This is a genomic window from Tessaracoccus flavescens (genome assembly GCF_001998865.1).
Lineage (GTDB): Bacteria > Actinomycetota > Actinomycetes > Propionibacteriales > Propionibacteriaceae > Arachnia > Arachnia flavescens.
The window spans coordinates 2,450,959-2,471,879 of sequence record NZ_CP019607.1 but is presented as its reverse complement, the minus strand read 5'-3'; the positions used below and the strand labels follow the sequence as shown (position 1 = coordinate 2,471,879).

19 protein-coding genes are annotated in these 20,921 nt (G+C 67.5%); 2 read left to right on the top strand and 17 right to left on the bottom strand.

What is annotated here, in order from left to right; all coding sequences use genetic code 11:
* Nucleotides 1-153: 153 nt before the first annotated feature.
* The 6 genes from BW733_RS18300 to nrdH form a co-directional block, all read right to left on the bottom strand.
* Entirely contained in the window at nucleotides 154-285 is a 132-nt protein-coding gene (locus BW733_RS18300; RefSeq protein ID WP_161490219.1) for a PAS domain-containing protein, read from the bottom strand.
* 125 nt (nucleotides 286-410) lie between these two features.
* Nucleotides 411-593 (bottom strand): Rv3202a family protein, encoded by a 183-nt coding sequence (locus tag BW733_RS11780; RefSeq protein ID WP_077350703.1) that lies wholly within the window; start codon nucleotides 591-593, stop codon nucleotides 411-413.
* 200 nt (nucleotides 594-793) lie between these two features.
* Nucleotides 794-1,759 (bottom strand): class 1b ribonucleoside-diphosphate reductase subunit beta, encoded by a 966-nt coding sequence (gene nrdF, locus BW733_RS11775; protein WP_077352946.1) that lies wholly within the window; start codon nucleotides 1,757-1,759, stop codon nucleotides 794-796.
* Between the two features lie 14 nt (nucleotides 1,760-1,773).
* Entirely contained in the window at nucleotides 1,774-3,927 is a 2,154-nt protein-coding gene (gene nrdE / locus BW733_RS11770; RefSeq protein ID WP_237268176.1) for a class 1b ribonucleoside-diphosphate reductase subunit alpha, read from the bottom strand.
* Complete coding sequence (gene nrdI / locus BW733_RS11765) at nucleotides 3,912-4,346, bottom strand: class Ib ribonucleoside-diphosphate reductase assembly flavoprotein NrdI (protein WP_237268175.1); 435 nt, start codon at nucleotides 4,344-4,346, stop codon at nucleotides 3,912-3,914. Before nrdI ends, nrdE begins: the two co-directional genes overlap by 16 nt.
* A 10-nt stretch (nucleotides 4,347-4,356) precedes the next feature.
* Nucleotides 4,357-4,593, bottom strand: a complete 237-nt coding sequence (gene nrdH, locus BW733_RS11760; protein WP_077350699.1) for a glutaredoxin-like protein NrdH — start codon at nucleotides 4,591-4,593, stop codon at nucleotides 4,357-4,359.
* Nucleotides 4,594-4,757: 164 nt separating this feature from the next.
* On the opposite strand from nrdH, the gene BW733_RS11755 reads away from it, so the two are divergent.
* Entirely contained in the window at nucleotides 4,758-6,032 is a 1,275-nt protein-coding gene (locus BW733_RS11755; protein ID WP_202970180.1) for an integrase catalytic domain-containing protein, read from the top strand.
* A gap of 138 nt (nucleotides 6,033-6,170) precedes the next feature.
* On the opposite strand, the gene BW733_RS11750 is transcribed toward BW733_RS11755, so the two are convergent.
* The 8 genes from BW733_RS11750 to BW733_RS11715 form a co-directional block, all read right to left on the bottom strand.
* Nucleotides 6,171-7,949, bottom strand: a complete 1,779-nt coding sequence (locus tag BW733_RS11750; protein ID WP_077350697.1) for a PTS transporter subunit EIIC — start codon at nucleotides 7,947-7,949, stop codon at nucleotides 6,171-6,173.
* A 10-nt stretch (nucleotides 7,950-7,959) separates the two neighbouring features.
* Nucleotides 7,960-10,533, bottom strand: a complete 2,574-nt coding sequence (gene ptsP / locus BW733_RS11745; RefSeq protein WP_077350695.1) for a phosphoenolpyruvate--protein phosphotransferase — start codon at nucleotides 10,531-10,533, stop codon at nucleotides 7,960-7,962.
* 154 nt (nucleotides 10,534-10,687) lie between these two features.
* Entirely contained in the window at nucleotides 10,688-11,608 is a 921-nt protein-coding gene (locus BW733_RS11740) for a Ppx/GppA phosphatase family protein (RefSeq protein WP_077350693.1), read from the bottom strand.
* Nucleotides 11,605-12,117: a DUF501 domain-containing protein gene (locus tag BW733_RS11735; protein WP_077350691.1), complete on the bottom strand. Its 513-nt coding sequence runs from the start codon at nucleotides 12,115-12,117 to the stop codon at nucleotides 11,605-11,607. Before BW733_RS11735 ends, BW733_RS11740 begins: the two co-directional genes overlap by 4 nt.
* A 33-nt stretch (nucleotides 12,118-12,150) precedes the next feature.
* Nucleotides 12,151-12,642: an FtsB family cell division protein gene (locus BW733_RS11730; RefSeq protein WP_152024686.1), complete on the bottom strand. Its 492-nt coding sequence runs from the start codon at nucleotides 12,640-12,642 to the stop codon at nucleotides 12,151-12,153.
* A gap of 159 nt (nucleotides 12,643-12,801) precedes the next feature.
* Nucleotides 12,802-14,082: a phosphopyruvate hydratase gene (gene eno, locus BW733_RS11725; protein WP_077350687.1), complete on the bottom strand. Its 1,281-nt coding sequence runs from the start codon at nucleotides 14,080-14,082 to the stop codon at nucleotides 12,802-12,804.
* A 264-nt stretch (nucleotides 14,083-14,346) separates the two neighbouring features.
* A complete protein-coding gene (locus tag BW733_RS11720; RefSeq protein ID WP_077350685.1) occupies nucleotides 14,347-14,961 on the bottom strand; it encodes a nucleoside triphosphate pyrophosphohydrolase in 615 nt (204 codons plus the stop codon).
* A gap of 2 nt (nucleotides 14,962-14,963) precedes the next feature.
* Nucleotides 14,964-15,473: a hypothetical protein gene (locus BW733_RS11715; RefSeq protein WP_077350683.1), complete on the bottom strand. Its 510-nt coding sequence runs from the start codon at nucleotides 15,471-15,473 to the stop codon at nucleotides 14,964-14,966.
* A gap of 155 nt (nucleotides 15,474-15,628) precedes the next feature.
* Between BW733_RS11715 and BW733_RS11710 the strand changes: the two genes are divergently transcribed.
* The gene (locus BW733_RS11710) at nucleotides 15,629-16,129 is read left to right on the top strand and encodes an SRPBCC domain-containing protein (RefSeq protein WP_152024685.1); all 501 of its coding nucleotides are present in this window, start codon (nucleotides 15,629-15,631) and stop codon (nucleotides 16,127-16,129) included.
* Here BW733_RS11710 and mfd read toward each other — a convergent pair whose 3' ends face one another.
* The 3 genes from mfd to BW733_RS11695 form a co-directional block, all read right to left on the bottom strand.
* On the bottom strand, nucleotides 16,130-19,618 hold the full coding sequence (gene mfd / locus BW733_RS11705) for a transcription-repair coupling factor (protein ID WP_077350679.1): 3,489 nt from the start codon (nucleotides 19,616-19,618) through the stop codon (nucleotides 16,130-16,132).
* Nucleotides 19,619-19,710: 92 nt separating this feature from the next.
* Nucleotides 19,711-20,295, bottom strand: coding sequence for an aminoacyl-tRNA hydrolase (pth, locus tag BW733_RS11700; RefSeq protein ID WP_077350677.1), 585 nt, complete (start codon nucleotides 20,293-20,295; stop codon nucleotides 19,711-19,713).
* Entirely contained in the window at nucleotides 20,292-20,915 is a 624-nt protein-coding gene (locus BW733_RS11695; RefSeq protein ID WP_077350675.1) for a 50S ribosomal protein L25/general stress protein Ctc, read from the bottom strand. The genes pth and BW733_RS11695 overlap by 4 nt, the downstream gene beginning before the upstream one ends.
* Nucleotides 20,916-20,921 lie beyond the last annotated feature (6 nt).

Sequence of the window (20,921 nt, the reverse complement as noted above, 5' to 3'; positions counted from 1 at the left end):
ATGATCGATGCATGTCCCATTCGACTCGACCCACCGTCGGGAGCGGTCTGGTCGGTAGAGCTGGAACTCGTGGACGGTCGGCTCGCCTTCCAGTACCGCAGCGAGCTTGTGATCGAGGTCGGTGTGGGCCCGCGGGTCCTCGCAGGCGGTCGGTCACCAGGGGTAGGGCGGCACATGGGGGCCGCTGTCGAGACTGAAGCCGGTGAGCTCGGCGAACGCGGTGTTCATGGCCAGCACCGTTCCCCGATCATCGAGAATGACCACGGCGTCATCGATGGCATCCATCAGGGCCACGCGCCACCCCCGCTCGAGAGCACAAGACTCCAGCGGGAACGGTGTCCCGACTGCCTGGCGTGGCATCGCGACCTGCGGCCCGACCGCCCCTCTTCCGGAGTCGGGGGATGTCTGCGTCAACGCTCTGGTCCGTCGTCCTCAAGCGGCGCATCGATCTGTTGTTCGAGCCAGTCCGCCTCGTCAACCAGAGGCGGCGCGCTGCCATCAGCGGGCTCCCGCTCCTCATTGCTGTCGATCCCGGCGCGCTGCTCGGCGAGGTCTGCCTCGTTGACCTCAGGTCCCGTCTGCTCGGATGACATGGCGTGCCTCCTACCTTGGGCGTTGTCACCCACGATACCTGCCGCCTCCCGCACCTGATCGGCTTCGGTGGACTCCGTCCGCATCAGGGCCCAGGGCGATCAGGACCGGGCTTCTCGAAGCTCAGATCCCGTCAGGCAACGCCTCATCCGACTGGATGTCGGTGTCCGAGCCCCGCCCCGGGTATCCCCCGCATGGTCGACTAGAAGTCCCAGTCGTCGTCTTCCGTGGCCACAGCCTTGCCGATCACGTACGACGACCCCGAACCGCTGAAGAAGTCGTGGTTCTCGTCGGCGTTCGGCGAAAGCGCAGCCAGGATCGCAGGGTTGACGTCCGTCACCGCGGCCGGGAACATCGATTCGTATCCGAGGTTCATCAGGGCCTTGTTGGCGTTGTAGTGAAGGAACTTCTTCACATCCTCGGTCAGCCCGACTGCGTCGTACAGGTCCTGGGTGTACTGCACCTCGTTCTCGTAGAGCTCGAACAGCAGCGAGAAGGTGTAGTCCTTGATCTCCTCACGCTTGGCAGCGTCGACGCGCTCGAGGCCCTTCTGGAACTTGTACCCGATGTAGTAACCGTGCACCGCCTCGTCGCGGATGATCAGTCGGATCAGGTCAGCGGTGTTGGTCAGCTTGGCCCTGCTGGACCAGTGCATCGGCAGGTAGAAGCCTGAGTAGAACAGGAACGACTCCAGCAGGGTCGAGGCGACCTTGCGCTTGAGCGGCTCGTCGCCCTCGTAGTAGGACAGGACGATGCTGGCCTTGCGCTGCAGGTTCTCGTTCTCGACGGACCAGCGGAAGGCGTCATCAATCTCCTGGGTCGAGCAGAGCGTGGAGAAGATGGAGGAGTAGCTCTTCGCGTGGACGGACTCCATGAATGCGATGTTGGTGTAAACCGCCTCCTCATGGGGCGTGAGCGCGTCCGGGATCAGGGAAACGGCGCCGACGGTGCCCTGGATGGTGTCGAGCAGCGTGAGACCGGTGAAGACCCGCATCGTCAGCTCTTGCTCCTCATGGGAGAGGCTCTGCCATGACTGGATGTCGTTGCTGAGCGGCACCTTCTCGGGCAGCCAGAAGTTGTTGACGAGCCGGTTCCAGACCTCGAGATCCTTGTCATCGGGAATCCGATTCCAATTGATCGCCTGGACATGCGCTAGGTGATTGTTCATGGTGCTCTCCCCCGTCACAGCGTGCAGCTGACGCAGCCCTCGACCTCAGTGCCCTCAAGGGCCTGCTGCCGAAGCCGGATGTAGTAGATGGTCTTGATGCCCTTGCGCCAAGCGTAGATCTGGGCCTTGTTGATGTCGCGGGTGGTCGCGGCATCGGTGAAGAACAGCGTCAGGGACAGGCCCTGGTCGACGTGCTGGGTCGCGGCGGCATAGGTGTCGATGACCCGCTCGTACCCGATCTCGTAGGCGTCCTTGTAGAACTCCAGGTTGTCGTTGTCCATGAAGGGAGCCGGGTAGTAGACGCGCCCGAGCTTGCCCTCCTTGCGGATCTCGATCTTGGCTGCGATCGGGTGGATCGAGCTGGTGGAGTTGTTGATGTAGGAGATCGAGCCGGTCGGCGGAACGGCCTGCAGGTTCTGGTTGTAGATGCCATGCGCCTGGATGGACGCCTTCAGCTCGGCCCAGTCATCTCGGGTGGGGATGTGGTGGCCCTCGAACAGCTCACGCACCCGCTGCGTCTGCGGCTCCCAGTCCCGATCGAGGTACTTGTCGAAGAACTCCCCGGACGCGTACTTCGAGTCGGCGAAACCTTCGAACGTCACGCCCCGCTCGATGGCGATGCGGTTCGACGCGCTGAGCGCATGGAACAGCACAGTGAGGAAGTAGATGTTGGTGAAATCGATACCCTCCTCGGAGCCGTAGTGCACCCGTTCACGCGCCAGGTAACCGTGGAGATTCATCTGCCCGAGGCCGATGGCATGTGAGCGGTCGTTGCCGGCGGCGACGGACGGGACGGATCCGATGTGGCTCTGATCACTCACCGCGGTCAGGGCCCTGATGGCCGTCTCGATGGTGGCACCCAGATCGGGCGAATCCATGGCGAGCGCGATGTTGAGCGATCCCAGGTTGCAGGAGATGTCCTTGCCGATGACCTCGTAGGACAGATCGTCGTTCAGCGCCGAGGGCGTGTTGACCTGGAGGATCTCGGAGCACAGGTTCGACATGTTGATCCGGCCCTTGATGGGGTTGGCCGCATTGACCGTGTCCTCGAACACGACATACGGATAGCCGGATTCGAACTGGATCTCGGCGAGCGTCTGGAAGAACTTGCGGGCATTGATCTTGGTCTTGTGGATGCGCGGGTCGTCGACCATCTCGCGGTACTTCTCCGTGACGGAGATGTCGGCGAACGGCACCCCGTAGAGTCGCTCCACGTCGTAGGGCGAGAACAGGTACATGTCCTCACCGTTCTTCGCCAGCTCGAAGGTGATGTCGGGGATGACGACGCCGAGCGACAGCGTCTTGATGCGGATCTTCTCGTCCGCATTCTCACGCTTGGTGTCGAGGAACCGCATGATGTCGGGGTGGTGGGCCGACAGGTACACGGCTCCCGCTCCCTGCCTGGCCCCCAGCTGGTTGGCGTAGCTGAAGCTGTCTTCGAGGAGCTTCATCACGGGGATGACGCCCGAGGACTGGTTCTGGATCTGCTTGATGGGGGCACCCACCTCGCGGATGTTGCTCAGCAGGAGGGCGACGCCTCCGCCACGCTTACTCAGCTGCAGCGCCGAGTTGATGGCGCGACCGATCGACTCCATGTCGTCCTCGATGCGCAGCAGGAAGCAGGAGACGAGTTCCCCGCGCTGGGCCTTCCCAGCGTTGAGGAACGTGGGGGTGGCGGGCTGGAAGCGTCCGGAGATGACCTCGTTGACGATGTGTCGGGCGAGGTCCTCGTCGCCGGCTGCCAGGGTCAGGGCGGTCATGACGACCCGGTCCTCGAACCGCTCCAGGTAGCGGGTCCCGTCGAACGTCTTCAGGGTGTAGCTCGTGTAGTACTTGAAGGCGCCCAGGAAGGTCTCGAAGCGGAACTTCGCCGCATACGCACGGTCGGTCAGCTCCTCCACGAAGGCGAAGGGGTAGGCATTGACGACCTCGGCCTCGTAGTAACCCTTCTCGACCAGGTAGTCGATGCGCTCACGCAGGGAGTGGAAGAACACCGTGTTCTGGTTGACGTGCTGCAGGAAGTACTCCCGCGCAGCCCTCTTGTCCGCGTCGAACTGGATCCTGCCGTCGGCGTCGTACAGGTTGAGCATGGCGTTCAGCGCGTGGAAGTCCATCCCCGCGTACGCCGGATCGGTCTTGAACCCAGCCTCGGTCACTGCTGTCTCCACCACTGTTCCAATCCCTCACGAATCGACCTGATGTCCTCGGGCGTGCCGAAGAGTTCCACGCGGTACAGGTGCGGCACCTGACACTTGCGACTGATGATGTCTCCAGCGACGCAGAACGCCTCACCGAAGTTGGTGTTGCCTGCCGAGATGACACCTCGGATGCTGCTCCGGTTTCGCTCGTCGTTCAGGAACCGGATGACCTGCTTGGGGACGGCCCCCTTCTCCTCGCCCCTACCCTGACCACCGCCATAGGTGGGCGTCACCAGCACGAACGGGACGTCGACCCGCAAGGGCTGCTTGGTCGCCAGGATCGGGATCCTCAGCGCCGGAAGCCCGAGCTTCTCGACCAGCCGGGCGGTGTTGCCCGAGACGCTGGAGAAGTAGACGAGTTGCGGGACCCCCGGGGCGTTGGCGGACACGACCGATGAGTCAGGCCACGGCGCGCGCAGCGAGCGCCGCGATCTTGTCGGGGCGGAAGCCCGACCAGTGGTCGTCATCGGTGATGACGACGGGCGCCTGCAGGTGCCCAAGCGCCTTGACCATATCCATCGCCGCGTCATTCTCAGTGAGGTCCAGCACGGTGTAGCTCAGGCCCTTGGAGTCCAGAGCGCGGTAGGTGGCGCGGCACTGCACGCACGAGGGCTTGGTGTACACGGTGATCGTCATTCGTTGCTCCTCTGCGTCGGCACCAGTTGAGCCCAACCGGGAGCACTCACACTACATATAGGGGTCGCGTCAGGTCAACACCACGAGTTGACTCACGCTAGATGCCCGCGTAGGTCGATTCGTTGACTCATCTCAACATGCCCGCGTAGCGGCACGCTACGAGGATGGAGTTGACGATGGCCCAGCGCAAAGCGATCACCACGGCCCAGGCGAAGGCATGGACGAAGGCGACCAAGGCGGAGAAGGCCGCGATTCTGGACGCGGTGGTCCAGGTCACCGGCTGGCATCGCGATCATGCCCGCAAGATGCTGCGCCGCGCCGCGACCGGTCAGATGCCCGGGCCCCGCAAACCCCGAGAGGCGATCAGGCGCTACGACACACACGTCACCGAAGCATTGGTGCGGTGCTGGGCCATGCTCGACGGGATCGCCTCGAAACGTCTCGCAGCCGCCTTGCCACGGTTGCTGGCCGCGCTGGAACGCCTCGACCGACTCGACATGAGCGTCGAGGTCCGTGACCAGCTCCTGGCCATGTCACCGGCCACCATGGACCGGCACCTGCAGCCCTACCGCACCGGACTGATCGCTGCCAAAGGCATCGCCCACACCAAACCCGGCTCGTTGTTGAAGTCCTCGATTCCGCTCAAGACCTGGGCCGAGTGGAACGACACCGAACCCGGGTTCATCGAGATCGACCTGGTCGGCCACGAAGGCGGCGACAACAACGGCACCTTCCACTACAGCCTCAACGCCACCGACATCGCCACCGGCTGGACCGAAACCTGCACCGTGCGCTCCAAAGGCGAACGCATCGTCGCCGCTGGCCTCGACCAACTCATCGGCCGGTTCCCGTTCCTGATCCTGGGAATCCACTCCGACAACGGATCCGAGTTCATCAACCACCACCTCTCCCGCTACTGCAACCTGCGCCAGATCACCTTCACCCGCGGCCGGCCCTCCCACTCCAACGACCAAGCCCACATCGAGCAAAAGAACTGGTCGATCGTGCGCCGCGCCGTCGGCTACTGGCGCTACGACACCGCCCGCGAACTTGACCTCCTCAACCACCTCTGGCCCGCCTGGAACACCCGAAACAACCTGCTGATGCCCAGCCAGAAACTGATCTCGAAAACCCGCACCGGCGCGAAAGTCACCAAACGCCACGACACCGCCACCACACCAGCCGACCGGCTCCTTCGCGACCACCCCGACACGCTCACCCCAGCCGAGCACGCTGCCCTCCACGACCGCCTCGACACCGTCGACCCCATCGAACTCGGCGACCAGATCGCTGTGATCCAAGGCAACCTGCTCGACCTCGCCAAACGCCGCGGAGCCGTCCAGCGACGCGCGAAACGCAACCACGTCTACCTCTCCCGCACCAAAATCACGCGGGCATCTTCAGATGAGGCAACGACTCAAACCAAGCGGGCATCTTGACATGAGGCAACGGGCACCACAAGCAGTAGTAGTTGCACGGGTGTCATTCCTGGACCATGGGGGACGCGCACAACCCGCGCAACGACGAGGATCCCGGCCATCTCGCATGGCCGGGACCCTCGTGGAACAAGCGGTTCGTCAGGCGTTGACCGCCGCCAGACGTCGGCGCATCCCCTCCGCGTACTGGTCGGCCTCGAGCCCGGCGACCAGATGCCACACCCCCGGCGCGACCTGGACCGCGCCGGCCAGACCCGCACGTCGCAGGGCCTCCGCGTCGACGGCGTCGGTGTCTCTGACCTCGACCCGGATCCTCGTCTCGGCGACCGGCTCCACGGCGAGGATGTTCGACTCTCCTCCGAGCGCCGCCACCCATTGCCTCGCCTGGTTCGTCTCCACGTCCCCGACCACGATGACGCGCGGTTCCGCCTCGACCGGGACGTCGGCGTCGCCCGTGAGCTTGGCCGCGGCCTTCTGCTCGGGCGTGCGGTAGTCGAAGATGATCACCAGGATCATCGACGTGAAGAACGCGGCCCCGATCGCCAGCGCATACAGCGGCATATTCGTGAACGCGGGGATGGTCAGCAGCGACGTGAACACGAAGGCCTGGGTATGCACCGGCGTCGTCAGCCACCCCCCGATACCGAGAATCAGACCACCCACGAGACAGCCCACCAACATCCGCGGATAGATCTTCTTGAACCGGAGATGGATGCCATACAGGCTCGGCTCCGAGATACCACCGAGGAGGCCTGCCGCCAGCGCTCCGGTCGCGGTCTGACGCATCTGGACGTCACGATCGCGCCAGGCAAGGAACAGCACGCCGGCCGTCGCACCGAAGCACGCGAAGTTCCACGCACCCATCGGCCCCTGGATGTAGTCGTACCCCAGGTTCTGGATGTTGAGCAGCATCACCGCATTGAGTGGCCAGTGCAGGCCGAGCGGCACCATGAAGGGGTAGGCGAGCGGGATGATGATGGCGAAGATCAGCGGGTTGAGTGCGTTGATCGCGCCGAGACCACCCGCGACCCAGGCACCGATGAACACCCCGATCGGACCGATCAGGAAGGCCGTCAGCGGGAGCATGATCAGCATCGCGAGGAATGGCACGAAAATGAGCTGGAGATTGTCGGGGATGATCTTCTTCAGGAGCTTGTACAGGGGGCCCAACAGCCCGGCCATCAGCAGCGGCGGGAACACCTGCGAGTTGTAGCTGAAGATGGTCAGCGGCACGCCGAAGATGTCGATCAGCGTGACCTCGCTTCCCGCCACGCTGGCGGTGTAGGCGGCCTCCGAGGCGCCAAGGCCGGTGAAGCCCGGCAGCATCACCAGCGCCATGATGGCGAACCCGACCCAGGGGTCGGCCCCGACCTTCTTGCTCGCGTTGTAGGCGACCATCAGTGGGAGGAAGACGAACACCGACTGCCACAGCAGGTTGACGAACTGCCACGACGGCGGAAGCTCGGTGCGCGGATCGGCCCAGTTGCCGATCACGCCCAGCGTCGACATCAGCGACATGAACGTGATGAACAGCGATGCCCCGAGCAGCGCGCCGAGGATGGGCCGGAACGAGTCGGAGAGGAACTCGAAGAACGAGTCGATCCAGGCGAACTTCCCGCGCACTCCCCCGGCCCGGGCCGCGGCCTTGAGTTCGGCGTCGGTGAGTTCGCGCCGTCCCTGCATCTCGGGCAGCTCGTTGATCGCCTGGTAGGTGTTCTGGACGGCGCCGCCCATGATGATCTGGTAGCGCTCACCGGCCTGCGGGACGGCGCCCATCACCCCCTTGATGGACTCCACCTTCGGGGTGTCGATGCCGGAGGCGTCGGCGAGTTGGAAGCGCAGTCGGGTGGCGCAGTGGGTCAGGCTGACGATGTTGTCCGGGCCGCCGACTGCCTCGACGATCTCTTCTGCGGTGCTCATGGCGATCTCCTCACTCGTCGCTCTGGGGGACGAGGGCTCGGACTTCCTCAGGGGTGGAGCAGGCGATGGCCCTTTCGGCCAACGTCGTGCACATGTCGAGCGGGTAGGCGCGGACGGCCGCCTTGACCGACGGGATCGCCGGGATGGAGCAGCTCAGCTCGTCGACGCCGAGACCGACGAGGATCGGGACGGCCTGTGGGTCGGAGGCGACGCCGCCACACACTCCAAGCCACTTGCCCCGCTCATGGAGCGCCTCGGCGGCGTTGCCGATCAGGGTCAGGACGGCGGGGTTGCACGGGTCGACCTGGGACGCCAGCTTCGGGTGTCCGCGATCCATCGCGAGCGTGTAGCTGGTCAGGTCGTTGGTGCCGACGCTGAAGAAGTCACAGCCCTCCTCGGCGGCGAACTGCTTTGCCATCACCGCCACCGAGGGCACCTCCATCATGATCCCGACGCTCACCTTCGCGTTCACGTCGGAGTCGGCGCGGACCTCGTCGAAGATCCGTTTCGCCGAGCGCCAGTCCGCGATGGTGGCGATCATCGGGAACATCACGCACAGCTCGGCCCCGTCGTCGGCCGCGGCGAGGATCGCGCGGAGCTGAGTGCGCAGCACCTCGGGCTGTTCAAGCCCGACCCGGACGCCCCGGATCCCGAGGAACGGGTTCTCCTCCTTGGGGATCGGCAGGTAGGTCAGCGGCTTGTCACCGCCGACGTCCAGGGTCCGGATGACGAGCGGGTCGCCGCGCCGCAGCGCCTTCGCGCAGTCGGCGTACACCTTCGCCTGGTCCGCCTCCGTGGGGGCCGTCGCGCGCCCCATGAAGACGAACTCCGAGCGCAGGAGGCCCACCCCCTCTGCGCCCATCGTCATCGCCTCGACGGCATCGTCGACGCCTCCGATGTTGGCGACAACCTTGACCCGGTGCCCGTCCGGAGTGACCGCCGGCTGATCCTTGAGCAGGTCCTCGCGCGCCCTCCGCTCGGCGATCCTCTGCTGCCGCGCGGCGATGTCGTCGATCTGGGCATCGGTCAGGTTGAGTCTCAGCTGGCCGTTGGTCCCGTCGAGCACGACCCGGCTGCCCTCGGCGATGTCTAGGGCGCGCGACTCGATGCCTGCCACGGCCGGGATGTCGAGGGACCTCGCGATGATGGCCACGTGCGACGAGGCGCCTCCGCTTGTGGTGGCGAACCCGACGACCCTCGTCCGGTCGAGCTGGGCGGTGTCCGACGGCGTCAGGTCCTCTGCGATGAGGATGGTCTCCGCGGGCAGTTGCGGCTTCTCGCCGCGTTGCCCGGTGAGTTCCTCGAGGACGCGCTGCCCGACGTCTCGCACGTCGTTGGCGCGCCCTGCGAGGACCTCGTTGGAGAGGCCCGCGAGCTGGTCGGCGAACGAGTTGTAGGCGGCCCGCCAGGCGTAGGGTGCACTCTTGCCCTTGTCGATGGCGCTGACAGCGATGTCGAGCAGTTCCGGGTCCTGCAGGATCTCGCGGTGGGCGGCGAAGATCGCGGCCTTGTCCGGGGAGGCGTCGCGTTCGAGCTTCCGCTCGAGCGCGGACAGGTCGAGCGAGGCACGGTCGATCGCCGAGTTGAGCTTGCGCCGCTCCGTGTGATGGTCGTCGCCGAACTCGGCGACGACGATGTCGTCGTGGCGCAACTGCACGACGGTGCCGATCCCCAGCCCGGGGGACGCGGCCACGCCGATCAGCAGGTCAGGGTCTCCGGAGCGGGGAGCCTCCTTCACGGGCTCCGGCTCCGGGGCGACGGCAGGTAGAGGGGCGGTGTCCTCGGTGCCCGCGCCCGGCGGAGCCTCCTCGCCGAGCCCCTCCCTGATCGCCTTCGCGACCTCGGCCACCGCCTCGGCGGCGTCGCTCCCGTGTGCGGTGACCACGACCTTCTCGCCCCGGCCTACGGCCAGGCCCATGATGGAGACGATGGACTTGGCGTTGGCCGAGTCGTCTCCACGGCGCAGCCGAATGTCGGATCGGTAACGCTTGGCGAGGTTCACCAGCGTCGCGGTCGGCCGGGCATGGAGGCCGGTGGGATTCGGCACGATGATCGCCTCGGACGTGGCAGTCGTGGCGACGCCCGAGTCGGCGTCTTCCCCGCCCGCGGCCCTGAGCTCGACGGTGGCGACCAGGTCTCCGTGGCTGACCAGTCCCGTCTGGACATCGAGGCCGTCGACGAGGTCCATGTTCGTGATGACGACCTGGGTGAGCAGGCTCTTCGCGGCCTTGGCCACGGCGTCGAGGTCGAACTCGATGAGGGGGTCCCCGACGGCGACGGTGGCGCCCTCCCTGACCTTCGGCGTGAACCCCTCGCCCAGGAGGGAGACGGTGTCGAGCCCGATGTGCATCAGGATCTCCAACCCGTCCTCGGACCGGATGGTGACGGCGTGGTGGGAGGGTTGCAGGTCGACCACCTCGCCCGGGACCGGTGCGACGAGGAGGTTGGAAAGCGGGTCGATCGAGAAGCCGTCACCGACCATCTTCTTCGCGAAGACGGGGTCCGGCACCTGGTCGAGCGGCACGAGAATGCCGGAGATCGGCGCGGCGATCTGGGTGCGGATCTGGGTCAACTGCTCGCTCATGGCGCGCCTTCCCGTCTGGCGCGGCCGCTTGTCCCGTCGCGACCCTGCGCGGTGTAGGAACAGCCTACGTCAGCGCACCGACGTCACAAGGCAGTTGACCCGATTCGTCGCCGAAAGTTGGTCGTTGACCCGGGACCCGGTGTCCCGCGACCGCTCAGGAACGGTCGAGCAGTTCGTGTGCGATGCCGTCGAGGATGTCGGTCTCGCTGACGATGATCGCACCCGACGGCACACGGCGGGCGATCTCGGCGAGGATCATCGAGCCGGCACCGATCACCGCGGCCCGCAGCGGCGGCAGCAGCGGATGCTTGGCGATCTCGTCGGTGGTCTGGCCCAGCCAGCGCCGGTTGGCTGCGTCGATCGCTCCGGTGGTCAGGACGGTGCGGTGCACGGCGTCGCGCGAGTACTGCTGCAGGCCGAGGAAGTCGGCCGCCACGCTGGTCACCGTTCCCGCCACGCCGATGGCCGAGGCGACGGCGAAGTCGGTTCCCGAGCCGTCGAGCTGGGCGTCGATGAAGCCGCGCGCGGCCTCCCGCTCCTCCGCGGTCGGCGGCTCGGTGAGCAGGAAGCGTTCCTTGATCCGGACCGCGCCGATGTTGAGGCTCACGGCCGACACGATGGCCTCGCCCTCGCCGACGACGACGAGCTCGGTCGAGCCGCCTCCGATGTCGAAGATCAGGGTGGGGCGCGGGGACTCGACCCCGCTCAGGACGCCAGCCGACGAGAGTCGGGCCTCCTCGTCGCCGCTGATCACGTCGACCCCGACGCCGAGGCGCTTCCGCACGCCGTCGAAGAAGACGTCCCGGTTGCTGACGTCGCGGGCGGCGGAGGTGGCGACGAACCGGACCTCGTCGACGCCGAGGCCAGCGATGAGGGCGGCGTACTCGTCGACGACGGCGAAGGTGCGCTCCAGCGCGTCCGGGTGGAACTCGCCGGTCGCGTCGACGCCCTGGCCGAGCCGGGCGAGCCGGGTCTGCCGGGTCAGCTCCTCGACGGTGCCGTCATCGAGCCGCCGCAGGACCAGCAGGCGGACGGAGTTGGTGCCGCAGTCGACGACGGCGACGGTGCGGCTCATTCCCGGTCTCCGGCCGCGGTCTCGGCTGCGCAGGCGACGTGCCACTCGTCGCCGAGCAGGTCGAGCGCCTCGTCCCCGATCGGGTTGACGCCTCGACCCGCCGCGAGGGCGTGGCCGACCAGAACATGCAGGCACTTCACGCGGGTGGGCATCCCTCCCGCGCTGATCCCGTCGATCTCGTCGACGTGGCCGAGCTCCTCACGGTCGCGGAGATAGGCCTCGTGGGCGGCCAGGTAGCGGGCCGCGAGGTCCTCGTCGGAGGCGATGCGCTCGCTCATCTGCGTCATGAGGCCCGAGGCCTCCAGCGTCGAGACGGCGGAGACGAGCTGCGGGTTCGTCAGGTAGTAGGTCGTGGGGAACGGCGTTCCGTTCGGCAGCCGGGGCATGGTCTTGACCACGCCGGGCTTTCCGCAGGCGCAGCGCCAGGCGACGGCGGCGACGCCGCGCGGCTCGCGGCCGAGCTGGGCCTCGACGATGGCCAGGTCGGCTTCGGTCGGTTCGGTCAACAGGGGTTCCTCGTTCTCGTTCCCGGGCGGTGCCCGCTACGGGGTCTCGCTTGGCGTTGGGCTTGGCGTCGGCTGTGGGGTGGCTTCGTCCTCCGGAGCGAGGGCCGGCTGGTCGGCGACCCGGACCGAGCCCCACATCTTCTCCCACCACTGGCCGGGCGGCTCCTCGGCCTTCTCCTCGATGGCCGCGCCGTCGAGGGGTTGGCCGTCTGCGCCGATCACGCGGTAGCCGACCTCACCGGGCATCACCCAGCCGAGGCGCACCCTGGCGATCGACTTGACGTACTCGGGGTCCTCCCAGCGCTTGAGCTTGTCCTCCAGATCGGCGATCCGGTCCTTCTCCGCGGCGATCTGGCCTCGCACCTCGGCGAGTTCACTCGCCTGCGCGAAGTAGACGCGCAGCGAGTTGGCCAGCACGAGCGCGATCCCGGCGCTCACGACCACGAGGACCGCGAGCCGCCAGGTGGCCGTCATCGCGCGCTGGGATCGGGGAACGGGGGTCGGGTCGGCGGACATCGCCTGGGGCACGGCGTCAGGCTCGAGGGCCCTGACGCGGGAGCGCCCCGTCCGCTCCCCCGGACGCGCAGTGGTCCGGGACCGCGGGGTTCCGCGACCCGGACCACTGGTTACCGGTTTGTTGCGAGGGGTCTGAGGCACCCGTCAAGTATTCCTCACACCCCCCAGATGTCAGCCCTTGAAACGCGGGAAGGCCGAACGACCGGCGTAAACCGCCGCCTCGTCCAGGTCGTCCTCGATGCGCAGGAGCTGGTTGTACTTGGCGACACGGTCGGTGCGGGCCGGGGCGCCGGACTTGATCTGGCCACAGCCGAGGGCGACGGCCAGGTCGGCGATGGTGGTGTCCTCGGTCTCACCGGAGCGGTGCGACATCATGGTGCGGAAACCGTTGCGGTGAGCGAGGTCGACGGCGTCGATGGTCTCGGTCAGCGAACCGATCTGGTTCACCTTCACCAGCAGCGCGTTCGCGGTGTCGGTGTCGATGCCCTTCTGCAGGCGGGTGACGTTGGTGACGAACAGGTCGTCGCCGACGAGCTGGACCTTGTCGCCGAGGCGCTCGGTCATCAGCTTCCAGCCGTCCCAGTCTTCCTCGTTCAGCGGATCCTCGATGGAGACCAGCGGGTAGGCGTCGACGAGCTCGGCGTAGTAGTCGACCATCTGCTCGGAGGTCTTCTTCTCGCCCTCGAAGTTGTAGGCGCCGTCCTCGAAGAACTCGGAGGCGGCCACGTCCATGGCGAGCGCGATGTCGGTGCCGGGCTTGTAGCCGGCGTCGGTGATCGCGGTCAGGATGAGGTCGAGGGCCTCGCGGTTGCTGTCGAGGTTGGGGGCGAAGCCACCCTCGTCACCCAGGCCGGTGTTGAGCTGGCGGGCCTTGAGGACCTTCTTCAGCTCGTGGTAGACAGAGGCGCCCATCTCGAGGGCCTCTGCGAACGACTCGGCGCCGATCGGGGCGATCATGAACTCCTGGACGTCGACGTTGGAGTCGGCGTGCGACCCACCGTTGAGGATGTTCATCATGGGAACGGGCAGGATGTGCGCGTTGGGGCCGCCGACGTACTTGTACAGCGGGAGGCCTGCCTCTTCGGCGGCGGCGTGCGCCACGGCGAGCGAGACGCCGAGGATCGCGTTGGCGCCGAGCTTGGCCTTGTTGTCGGTACCGTCGAGCTCGATCATGGCCTGGTCGACGAGACGCTGCTCGTCTGCCTCGAGGCCGAGGATCTCCTCACCGATGATCTCGGTGGCGTTCTTGACGGCGGTCAGGACGCCCTTGCCGCCGTAGCGCGACTCGTCGCCGTCGCGCAGTTCGACTGCCTCGAAGGCGCCGGTCGAGGCACCCGAGGGGACAGCGGCGCGACCGCTGGCGCCGGAGTCAAGCTCCACCTCGACCTCGATGGTCGGGTTGCCGCGGGAATCGAGGATCTCGCGAGCCTGGATGTATTCGATGGATGCCATGTAGCTCCCTTTCAAAGAGTCTTCTCTTTCGTGGCTCAGCCTACCGTCACCCGACCGAGATGTACGTCTCGGGGTCATCTGCAGGCAACCGCCGCGAAGGGCGGCTGACGACGCCCGCTTCCGCGGACGACCGCGTCCGGATCAGCCGCGCCGCGGGCTGACACCTTGAGCACTTTTCCGGGTTCGTTCATCTCGAGCCGCCGTGTTAGCGGTAGCAGACGCAACGAGTCCGGGAAAGTGCTCATCGCGATCCCGCCCCAGCCTCTACCGCTGCGTCTCCTCGGCCGCGACGACGTCGGCCTCCAACCGACGCAGGGCCGACCGGGCGGCCGCGTCCGCGTCGATGCCGCTCGCCTGGGCGCGGGCGATCAGGGCGAGCAACTCGTCGCCGAAGGACGCCTCGTCGATGGGTTCGGTCGGCAGCTCGAGCGGAACCTGGTGGGACCGTGAGCGCGAGATGACCTTCTGGGTGCGGGGAACGACGTTGAGCGACCCGGCGATGCCCTCGAGGGCGGAGGTGCGGCCCTTCTCGGCCCGTTTGCGCTCCTCCCAGGACTGCCACATGTCGTCGGGGACGTCCTCGTCGGCGAAGACGTGGGGGTGTCTGCGCACGAGTTTGTCCGAAATGCCGCGGGCGACGTCCTCGAGTGAGAAGCGTCCCTCCTGTTCGGCGATCCGGGCGTGGAAGTAGACCTGGAGCAGCAGGTCGCCGAGCTCCTCGCGCAGGTCGTCGTCGGTGCCGGTCTCGACTGCGTCGACGACCTCAGCGGTCTCCTCGACGAGGTGGTTGAGCAGCGAGGCGTGCGTCTGTTCCGCGTCCCACGGGCACCTGTCACGCAGGTCGACCATGATCTGGCGCAGCCGCTCCAGCTCGGACATGGTTACTGCTGGGCCTGCTCCGCTGCGGGGACAGAGAGCGAGCCGCTCTGGGCGAGCAGCGAGGCGGCGTTGGGATCCCAGCGGCCGTAGCGGGGGTTCAGCTCGACATCGGCGTCCTGCGCGACCGACTGCACCGCGGCCTGGTCGAGCTGGGCGAGATTGGCGGACTTGGCGTAGGCGCGCATCACGGGCGCGCAGTCCTCCTCGTCGAGCAGTGCCTGGGCCCCGTCGACGCTCTGCACGAGCATCGCGTCAATCTGCTCGTCCGGTATCTCCGCACCGGCCGCCTCGGCGACCTTCTCGAACAGGAAACCGCCGACGAGGGAGGTCATCACGAACTGCCCGTTCAGGCTGTCCGCACCGAGCACCTTGTTGCACGCGTCGGCCATCCGGTCGACGTCGGCGTGCGAGTAGGTCTTCCCGTCAAGCACCGCGGCGGTGCCCGGCATCGGGCTGCAGGCGCCGAGCAGCGCGACGGCGGCGACGGCGGGAATGACGCGGGTCAGCTTCACGGTGGTCCTCTCACATGGCAGGTGTTCGGGCGCTCAGCGCACCTCCGTCAGAGTACCGCATGGCCCGCCGCCGACCGATCCGCGTCGGATCGGCCGAAAACCGTGACCGGCCGGCGACTGGCTGTGACACTGGAAGCGACGACGAAGGAGACGCCATGACCGCCGCCCCGACCGGCCACCTGCGCGGAACGTCGCAGCTGGCGTGGAGCCGCACCTTCAACGCCCCGATCGGGCACGTCTGGGACGCGGTCGCCGTGCCGGAACTGCTCGACCGCTGGTACGGCACGTTCACCGGAGACCCGGCCACCGGCGAGGTGCGCCTGTTCATGACGGCGGAGGGCGACCGGGAGGGCAGCCCGGTCCGGGTCGAACGCTGCGACAAGCCGTCCGGCTATGCCGTGCGCACCCTCGGCGAGGGACCGACCTGGGTGCTCGCGGTCGACCTTTCCGAGATCGAGGGCTTCACGACGCTGACGCTGGTGCAGACCTTCGACTCCGCCGACCGGATCGACAGGATCGGCCCCGGCTGGGAGTACTACCTCGACCGGCTCGTCGCCGTGGAGAACGGCCGCGACCCGGCGACGATCAACTTCGACGGCTACCACCCATCCCAGGGCGGCTACTACGCGCGCCTCGCCGATCAGATGACGTTCTGATCAGGCGTACATCTGGGTGAGGAAGGTCGTCGCCCAGGCGAGGTAGTCGCCCTCCGGCTTCGGGACGAGGATCTGGTCGAGCGCAGACTTGACCGTCGAGCCCGGGTACAGCCGCTGCAGGCGCACCTGCTTCGACTCGGGAAGTGTCATCGGCGAGAACCGCACCACCCTTCCCTGCGGGACGATCTCCTGGATGCCGTGCTCGCGCGCGAGGTTGCGCAGCGCAGCCACCCCGAGCAGGGCCTCCACCGGAGCGGGAAGCTCGCCGTAGCGGTCGGCCAGCTCCGCGCGGACGGCCTCGATGTCGGCGTCGCCGCGGATCTCGGCGATTTGCTTGTACATCTCGAGCCGCAGGCGCTCCGAGGCGATGTAGTCCTCCGGCAGGTGGGCGTCGACGGGGATCTCGACCCGCATCGTCGGCTCCGGCTCCTCTGCATCGCCGCGGTAGTGGGCGACCGCCTCGCCGACCATGCGCAGGTACATGTCGAAGCCGACGCCCTCGATGTGGCCGGACTGCTCGCCGCCGAGCAGGTTGCCCGCTCCGCGCAGCTCGAGGTCGCGCATGGCGATCGCCATGCCCGCGCCGAGGTCGGTGTTGGCAGCCATCGTGGCGAGGCGCTCGTGCGAGGCCTCGGTCAGCGGCTTGTCCGGCGGATACAGGAAGTAGGCGTAGCCGCGCTCGCGGGAACGACCGACGCGGCCGCGCAGCTGGTGCAGCTGAGAGAGGCCGAGCATGTCGGCCCGGTCGATCACGAGCGTGTTGGCGCTCTGGATGTTGAGGCCAGCCTCGACGATGGTGGTGCACACCAGCACGTCGGCCCGACGCTCACCGAAGTCGAGCATGACCTGCTCGAGGCGCTTCTCGCTCATCTGGCCGTGCGCCGTCGCGACGCGGGCCTCAGGCACGAGCTCACGCAGGGCCGCGGCCGTCTTCTCGATGGTGCCGACCCGGTTGTGCAGGAAGAAGACCTGACCCTCGCGAGCGAGCTCTCGGCGGATGGCCGCCTTGACCTGCGCCTGGTCGTAGGGCCCGGCGAAGGTGAGCACTGGGTGGCGCTCCTCCGGCGGCGTGGCGATCACGCTCATCTCGCGGATGCCGGTGATCGCGATCTCCAGCGTGCGGGGGATGGGTGTGGCCGACATGGACAGTACGTCGACGTTGACCCGCATCGACTTGAGCCGCTCCTTGTGCTCGACGCCGAAGCGCTGCTCCTCGTCGATGATGACGAGGCCGAGGTCCTTGAACTGGATCTCCTTGCCGAGCAGCCGGTGGGTGCCGATCACGACGTCGACCTTGCCGGTGGCGAGACCGTCGATGACCTTCTTGGCCTCGGCGTCGCTCTGGAAACGCGACAGCTGGGCCAGGTGGACGGGGAAGCCCGCGAACCGCGAGGCGAACGTCTGGTAGTGCTGCGTGACGAGCAGCGTCGTCGGCACGAGCACGGCGACCTGCTTGCCGTCCTGCACCGCCTTGAACGCGGCTCGGACCGCGATCTCGGTCTTGCCGTAGCCAACGTCGCCGCAGATCAGCCGGTCCATGGGGACGACCTTCTCCATGTCGGCCTTGACCTCGGTGATGGCCGAGAGCTGGTCGGGCGTCTCGACGTAGCTGAACGCGTCCTCCAGCTCCCGCTGCCAGGGGGTGTCCGGCCCGAAGGCGTAGCCCTTCGTCGCCTGGCGGGCGGCGTAGAGCTTGATCAGCTCCGAGGAGATCTCGCGGACGGCCTTGCGCGCCTTCGCCTTGCGCTTGGTCCAGTCGGCGCCGCCCATCTTGTCGAGAGCCGGCGACTCGGAGCCGACGTAGCGGCTGAGCTGGTCGAGCTGATCCATCGGCACGAACAGCCGGTCGCCGGGTTGGCCGCGCTTGCTCGGCGCGTACTCGATCACGAGGTAGTCGCGGGTTGCTCCCTGCACGACGCGCTGGACGAGCTCGACGAACCGGCCGACGCCGTGCTGCTCGTGGACGACGGGGTCGCCGGCCTTCAGCTCGAGCGGCTGGATCGTGGCCTTGCGCCGCGACGGGAGCTTCCGCTCGGCCCGGTCGACGGTGTGCTGGCCGGTGAGCTCGGCGGAGGTGATCACCTCGACCTGCGCCTCGTCTGCCCGCCACCCCTGCCGCAGTGAGCTGAGCACGACGGAGATGTGGCCGCGCTCGGGCGTGGTGTCGAGATCATCGAGGTGGGCCGTGAGGCCCGCCTCCCCCAGCAGCTCGATCAGACGCTGCGCGAGGCCCTTTCCCTCGACGACGAGGATGACGTGCCACCCTGCCTTGACGCGGGCCGCGATGTGCCGGGTCGCCGCGTCGGTGTCGCCGCGGAACGTCTCGGAGGGGCTGATGCCGAGCGTGCGGGTGTGCACGGAGTCGGCGTCATGGACGGCCACCTCCTCGTCGCCTGCGGCGAACGGGGAGAGCGACCACCAGCGCTCGCCCAGGCTGAGGGCGTGCTGCCGGACATCGGCGAGGCTCCAGTAGGCGGAGGCCCCGAGGTCGATCGGTGAGGTGCCGCCTCCTGCCGCGGCAGCCCAGCTGGCCTCCAGGAACTCCTGGCTGGTCTGGACGAGCTCGGCCGCGCGGGCGCGGATCAGCTCCGGGGAGGCGGCGAGGATCAGCGAGCCCTTCGGCAGCACGTCGACCAGCAACTCCAGCCCGTCGACCAGCACCGGGGTCAGTGCCTCCATGCCCTCGACCGCCTGCCCCTCGGCGATGCGGGCAAGCATGTCGCTCAGCTCGGGGTGCTCCATGGCGAGCTGCCTGGCCCGTGCCCGGACCTGCCGGGTGAGCAGCAGTTCGCGGCACGGCGGGCAGACGACGGAGTTCAGGGTGTCGCCGGTGGAGCGCTGATCTGCGACGGTGAAGTAGCGGATCTCGTCGACGTCGTCGCCGAAGAAGTCGATGCGCACCGGATGCTCCGCCGTCGGCGGGAACACGTCGACGATGCCGCCACGCACGGCGAACTCGCCGCGCCGCTCGACCAGGTCGACCCGGTTGTAGGCGGCGTCGGTCAGATCTGTGAGCAACTGACCGAGCTCATAGGTCTCCCCCACCGTGATCCGCACGGGAGCCATCTCCGCGAGGCCCTTGACCTGAGGCTGCAGCACCGAGCGGATCGGCGCGACGACCACCCGGGGAGGCGGCTGTTCGTCCTTGCCGGAGAGCCGACGCAGGACGGCGAGCCGTCGGCCGACGGTGTCGGCGCGGGGTGAGAGCCGCTCGTGCGGGAGTGTCTCCCAGGCCGGGTAGTAGGCGACGTCCTCCTCGCCGATCAGCCCGCCGACCTCGGCCGCATACTGCTCAGCCTCGCGGTAGGTGGAGGTCACGAGAAGCACCGTCTGCGCCGACGCCTCCGCGATGGAGGCGGTCAGCAGCGGGAAGAACGAGGGGACGGCTGTGACGTCAAGGGTCGTGACGCCGGGTCGGCGGGAATCGGCGAGGGTGGCGGCGAACCCGTGGTCGGCTTCGAGCAGCGAGACCAGGCCGGGATACTTCACGGGTTCATCCTTACGTCGGTGGTCCTTGCGCCTCCGAAACCCCGTCGGCAGGCGGGTCCGGAAGATGATCAGGTGGGTCGCCCCAGCGACTCCTAGCCGTTGAAGCGGTTCTGCGTGGCGGTGAGCCCCTCGCGCACGAGGAACTCGACGGCGTCGGCCGCGACGGCCGCGTCGACCCGCATCTCGTCGGCCTGGGCCGGCTTCAGCTTGTTCAGCACATAGTCTGCCGCGCCCTGCCGACCGGGGGGCCTGCCGATCCCGACCCGGACCCGATAGAAGTCGCCCGTGCCGAGATGTGCGCGCATCGACTTCAGGCCGTTGTGGCCGTTGTCGCCGCCACCAAGTTTGACGCGGAGCCGGCCAGGATCAAGGTCGAGCTCGTCGTGCACCGCGATGACGTGATCGGGCGCGATCTTGTGGAAGGCCGCGATCGCCTTCACCGCGACTCCGGAGTCGTTCATGAAGGTGGTGGGCCGGGCAAGCACCAGCTTCACCTGCTCAGGCCCGGGAAGCGTGACGCTGGCCACCTCCGCACGCTGGCGCGTGTTGAGGGAAAAGGAGGAACCGTAGCGATCCGCGAGGTCCGCTACGGCCCAGAACCCGACGTTGTGTCGGGTGAAGTCGTAGGTCGGGCCCGGATTTCCGAGCCCGACCACGAGGTACGGGGAGTTCGTCACTCGGACTCGGCGTCGCCCTCAGCCTCGGCGTCGCCCTCAGCGGCCTCGGCCTCTTCGCCCTCTTCGGGCTCCTCGACGACCGGGATCACCACGACCGAGAGCACCAGGGCCTCGGGATCGGTGTTGACCTCGACACCCTCAGGCAGTTTGACGTCGGAGACCAGAATCTGGTCGCCGATCTCCATGCCCTCGACGGAGACCTCGAACTCGTTGGGGATGTTCGTGGCGGGCGCAAGGACCGGCAGCGAGGTGAGGTCGTGGTTGATCATGGAGCCGCGCTCGGCCTCGCCGACCAGGACCAGCGGAACGTCGACGGCGACCTTCTCGCCTGCCTTCACCAGCAGGAGGTCGACGTGCTCGATGAGCGGGGAGATCGGATCGCGCTGAACCTGCTTCGGCAGCGCGAGGACGGCCTTCTTGCCGCCGTCGACGACGATCTCGAGCAGCACGTTGGCGGCGCGCAGCGCCAGGAAGGTCTCCTGCGCCGGGAGTGCCAGGTGCACGGGATCGGTGCCGTGACCGTAGAGAACGGCGGGGGTCTGGCCGTCGCGACGCAGGCGACGGGCGGCGCCCTTGCCGAACTCGGTACGGGTGGTGGCGTTCAGGGTGACGTCTGCCATGGGGAA

Excerpts from the sequence above, each read along its gene's own strand:
- eno (WP_077350687.1), bottom strand. The coding sequence starts at position 14,082 with ATGGCATCCATCGAATACATCCAGGCTCGCGAGATCCTCGATTCCCGC.
- nrdF (WP_077352946.1), bottom strand. The coding sequence starts at position 1,759 with ATGAACAATCACCTAGCGCATGTCCAGGCGATCAATTGGAATCGGATT.
- ptsP (WP_077350695.1), bottom strand. The coding sequence starts at position 10,533 with ATGAGCGAGCAGTTGACCCAGATCCGCACCCAGATCGCCGCGCCGATC.
- BW733_RS11750 (WP_077350697.1), bottom strand. The coding sequence starts at position 7,949 with ATGAGCACCGCAGAAGAGATCGTCGAGGCAGTCGGCGGCCCGGACAAC.
- BW733_RS11695 (WP_077350675.1), bottom strand. The coding sequence starts at position 20,915 with ATGGCAGACGTCACCCTGAACGCCACCACCCGTACCGAGTTCGGCAAG.
- BW733_RS11710 (WP_152024685.1), top strand. The coding sequence starts at position 15,629 with ATGACCGCCGCCCCGACCGGCCACCTGCGCGGAACGTCGCAGCTGGCG.
- BW733_RS11780 (WP_077350703.1), bottom strand. The coding sequence starts at position 593 with ATGTCATCCGAGCAGACGGGACCTGAGGTCAACGAGGCAGACCTCGCC.
- BW733_RS11720 (WP_077350685.1), bottom strand. The coding sequence starts at position 14,961 with ATGTCCGAGCTGGAGCGGCTGCGCCAGATCATGGTCGACCTGCGTGAC.
- BW733_RS11755 (WP_202970180.1), top strand. The coding sequence starts at position 4,758 with ATGGAGTTGACGATGGCCCAGCGCAAAGCGATCACCACGGCCCAGGCG.
- nrdH (WP_077350699.1), bottom strand. The coding sequence starts at position 4,593 with ATGACGATCACCGTGTACACCAAGCCCTCGTGCGTGCAGTGCCGCGCC.
- BW733_RS18300 (WP_161490219.1), bottom strand. The coding sequence starts at position 285 with ATGGATGCCATCGATGACGCCGTGGTCATTCTCGATGATCGGGGAACG.
- BW733_RS11740 (WP_077350693.1), bottom strand. The coding sequence starts at position 11,608 with ATGAGCCGCACCGTCGCCGTCGTCGACTGCGGCACCAACTCCGTCCGC.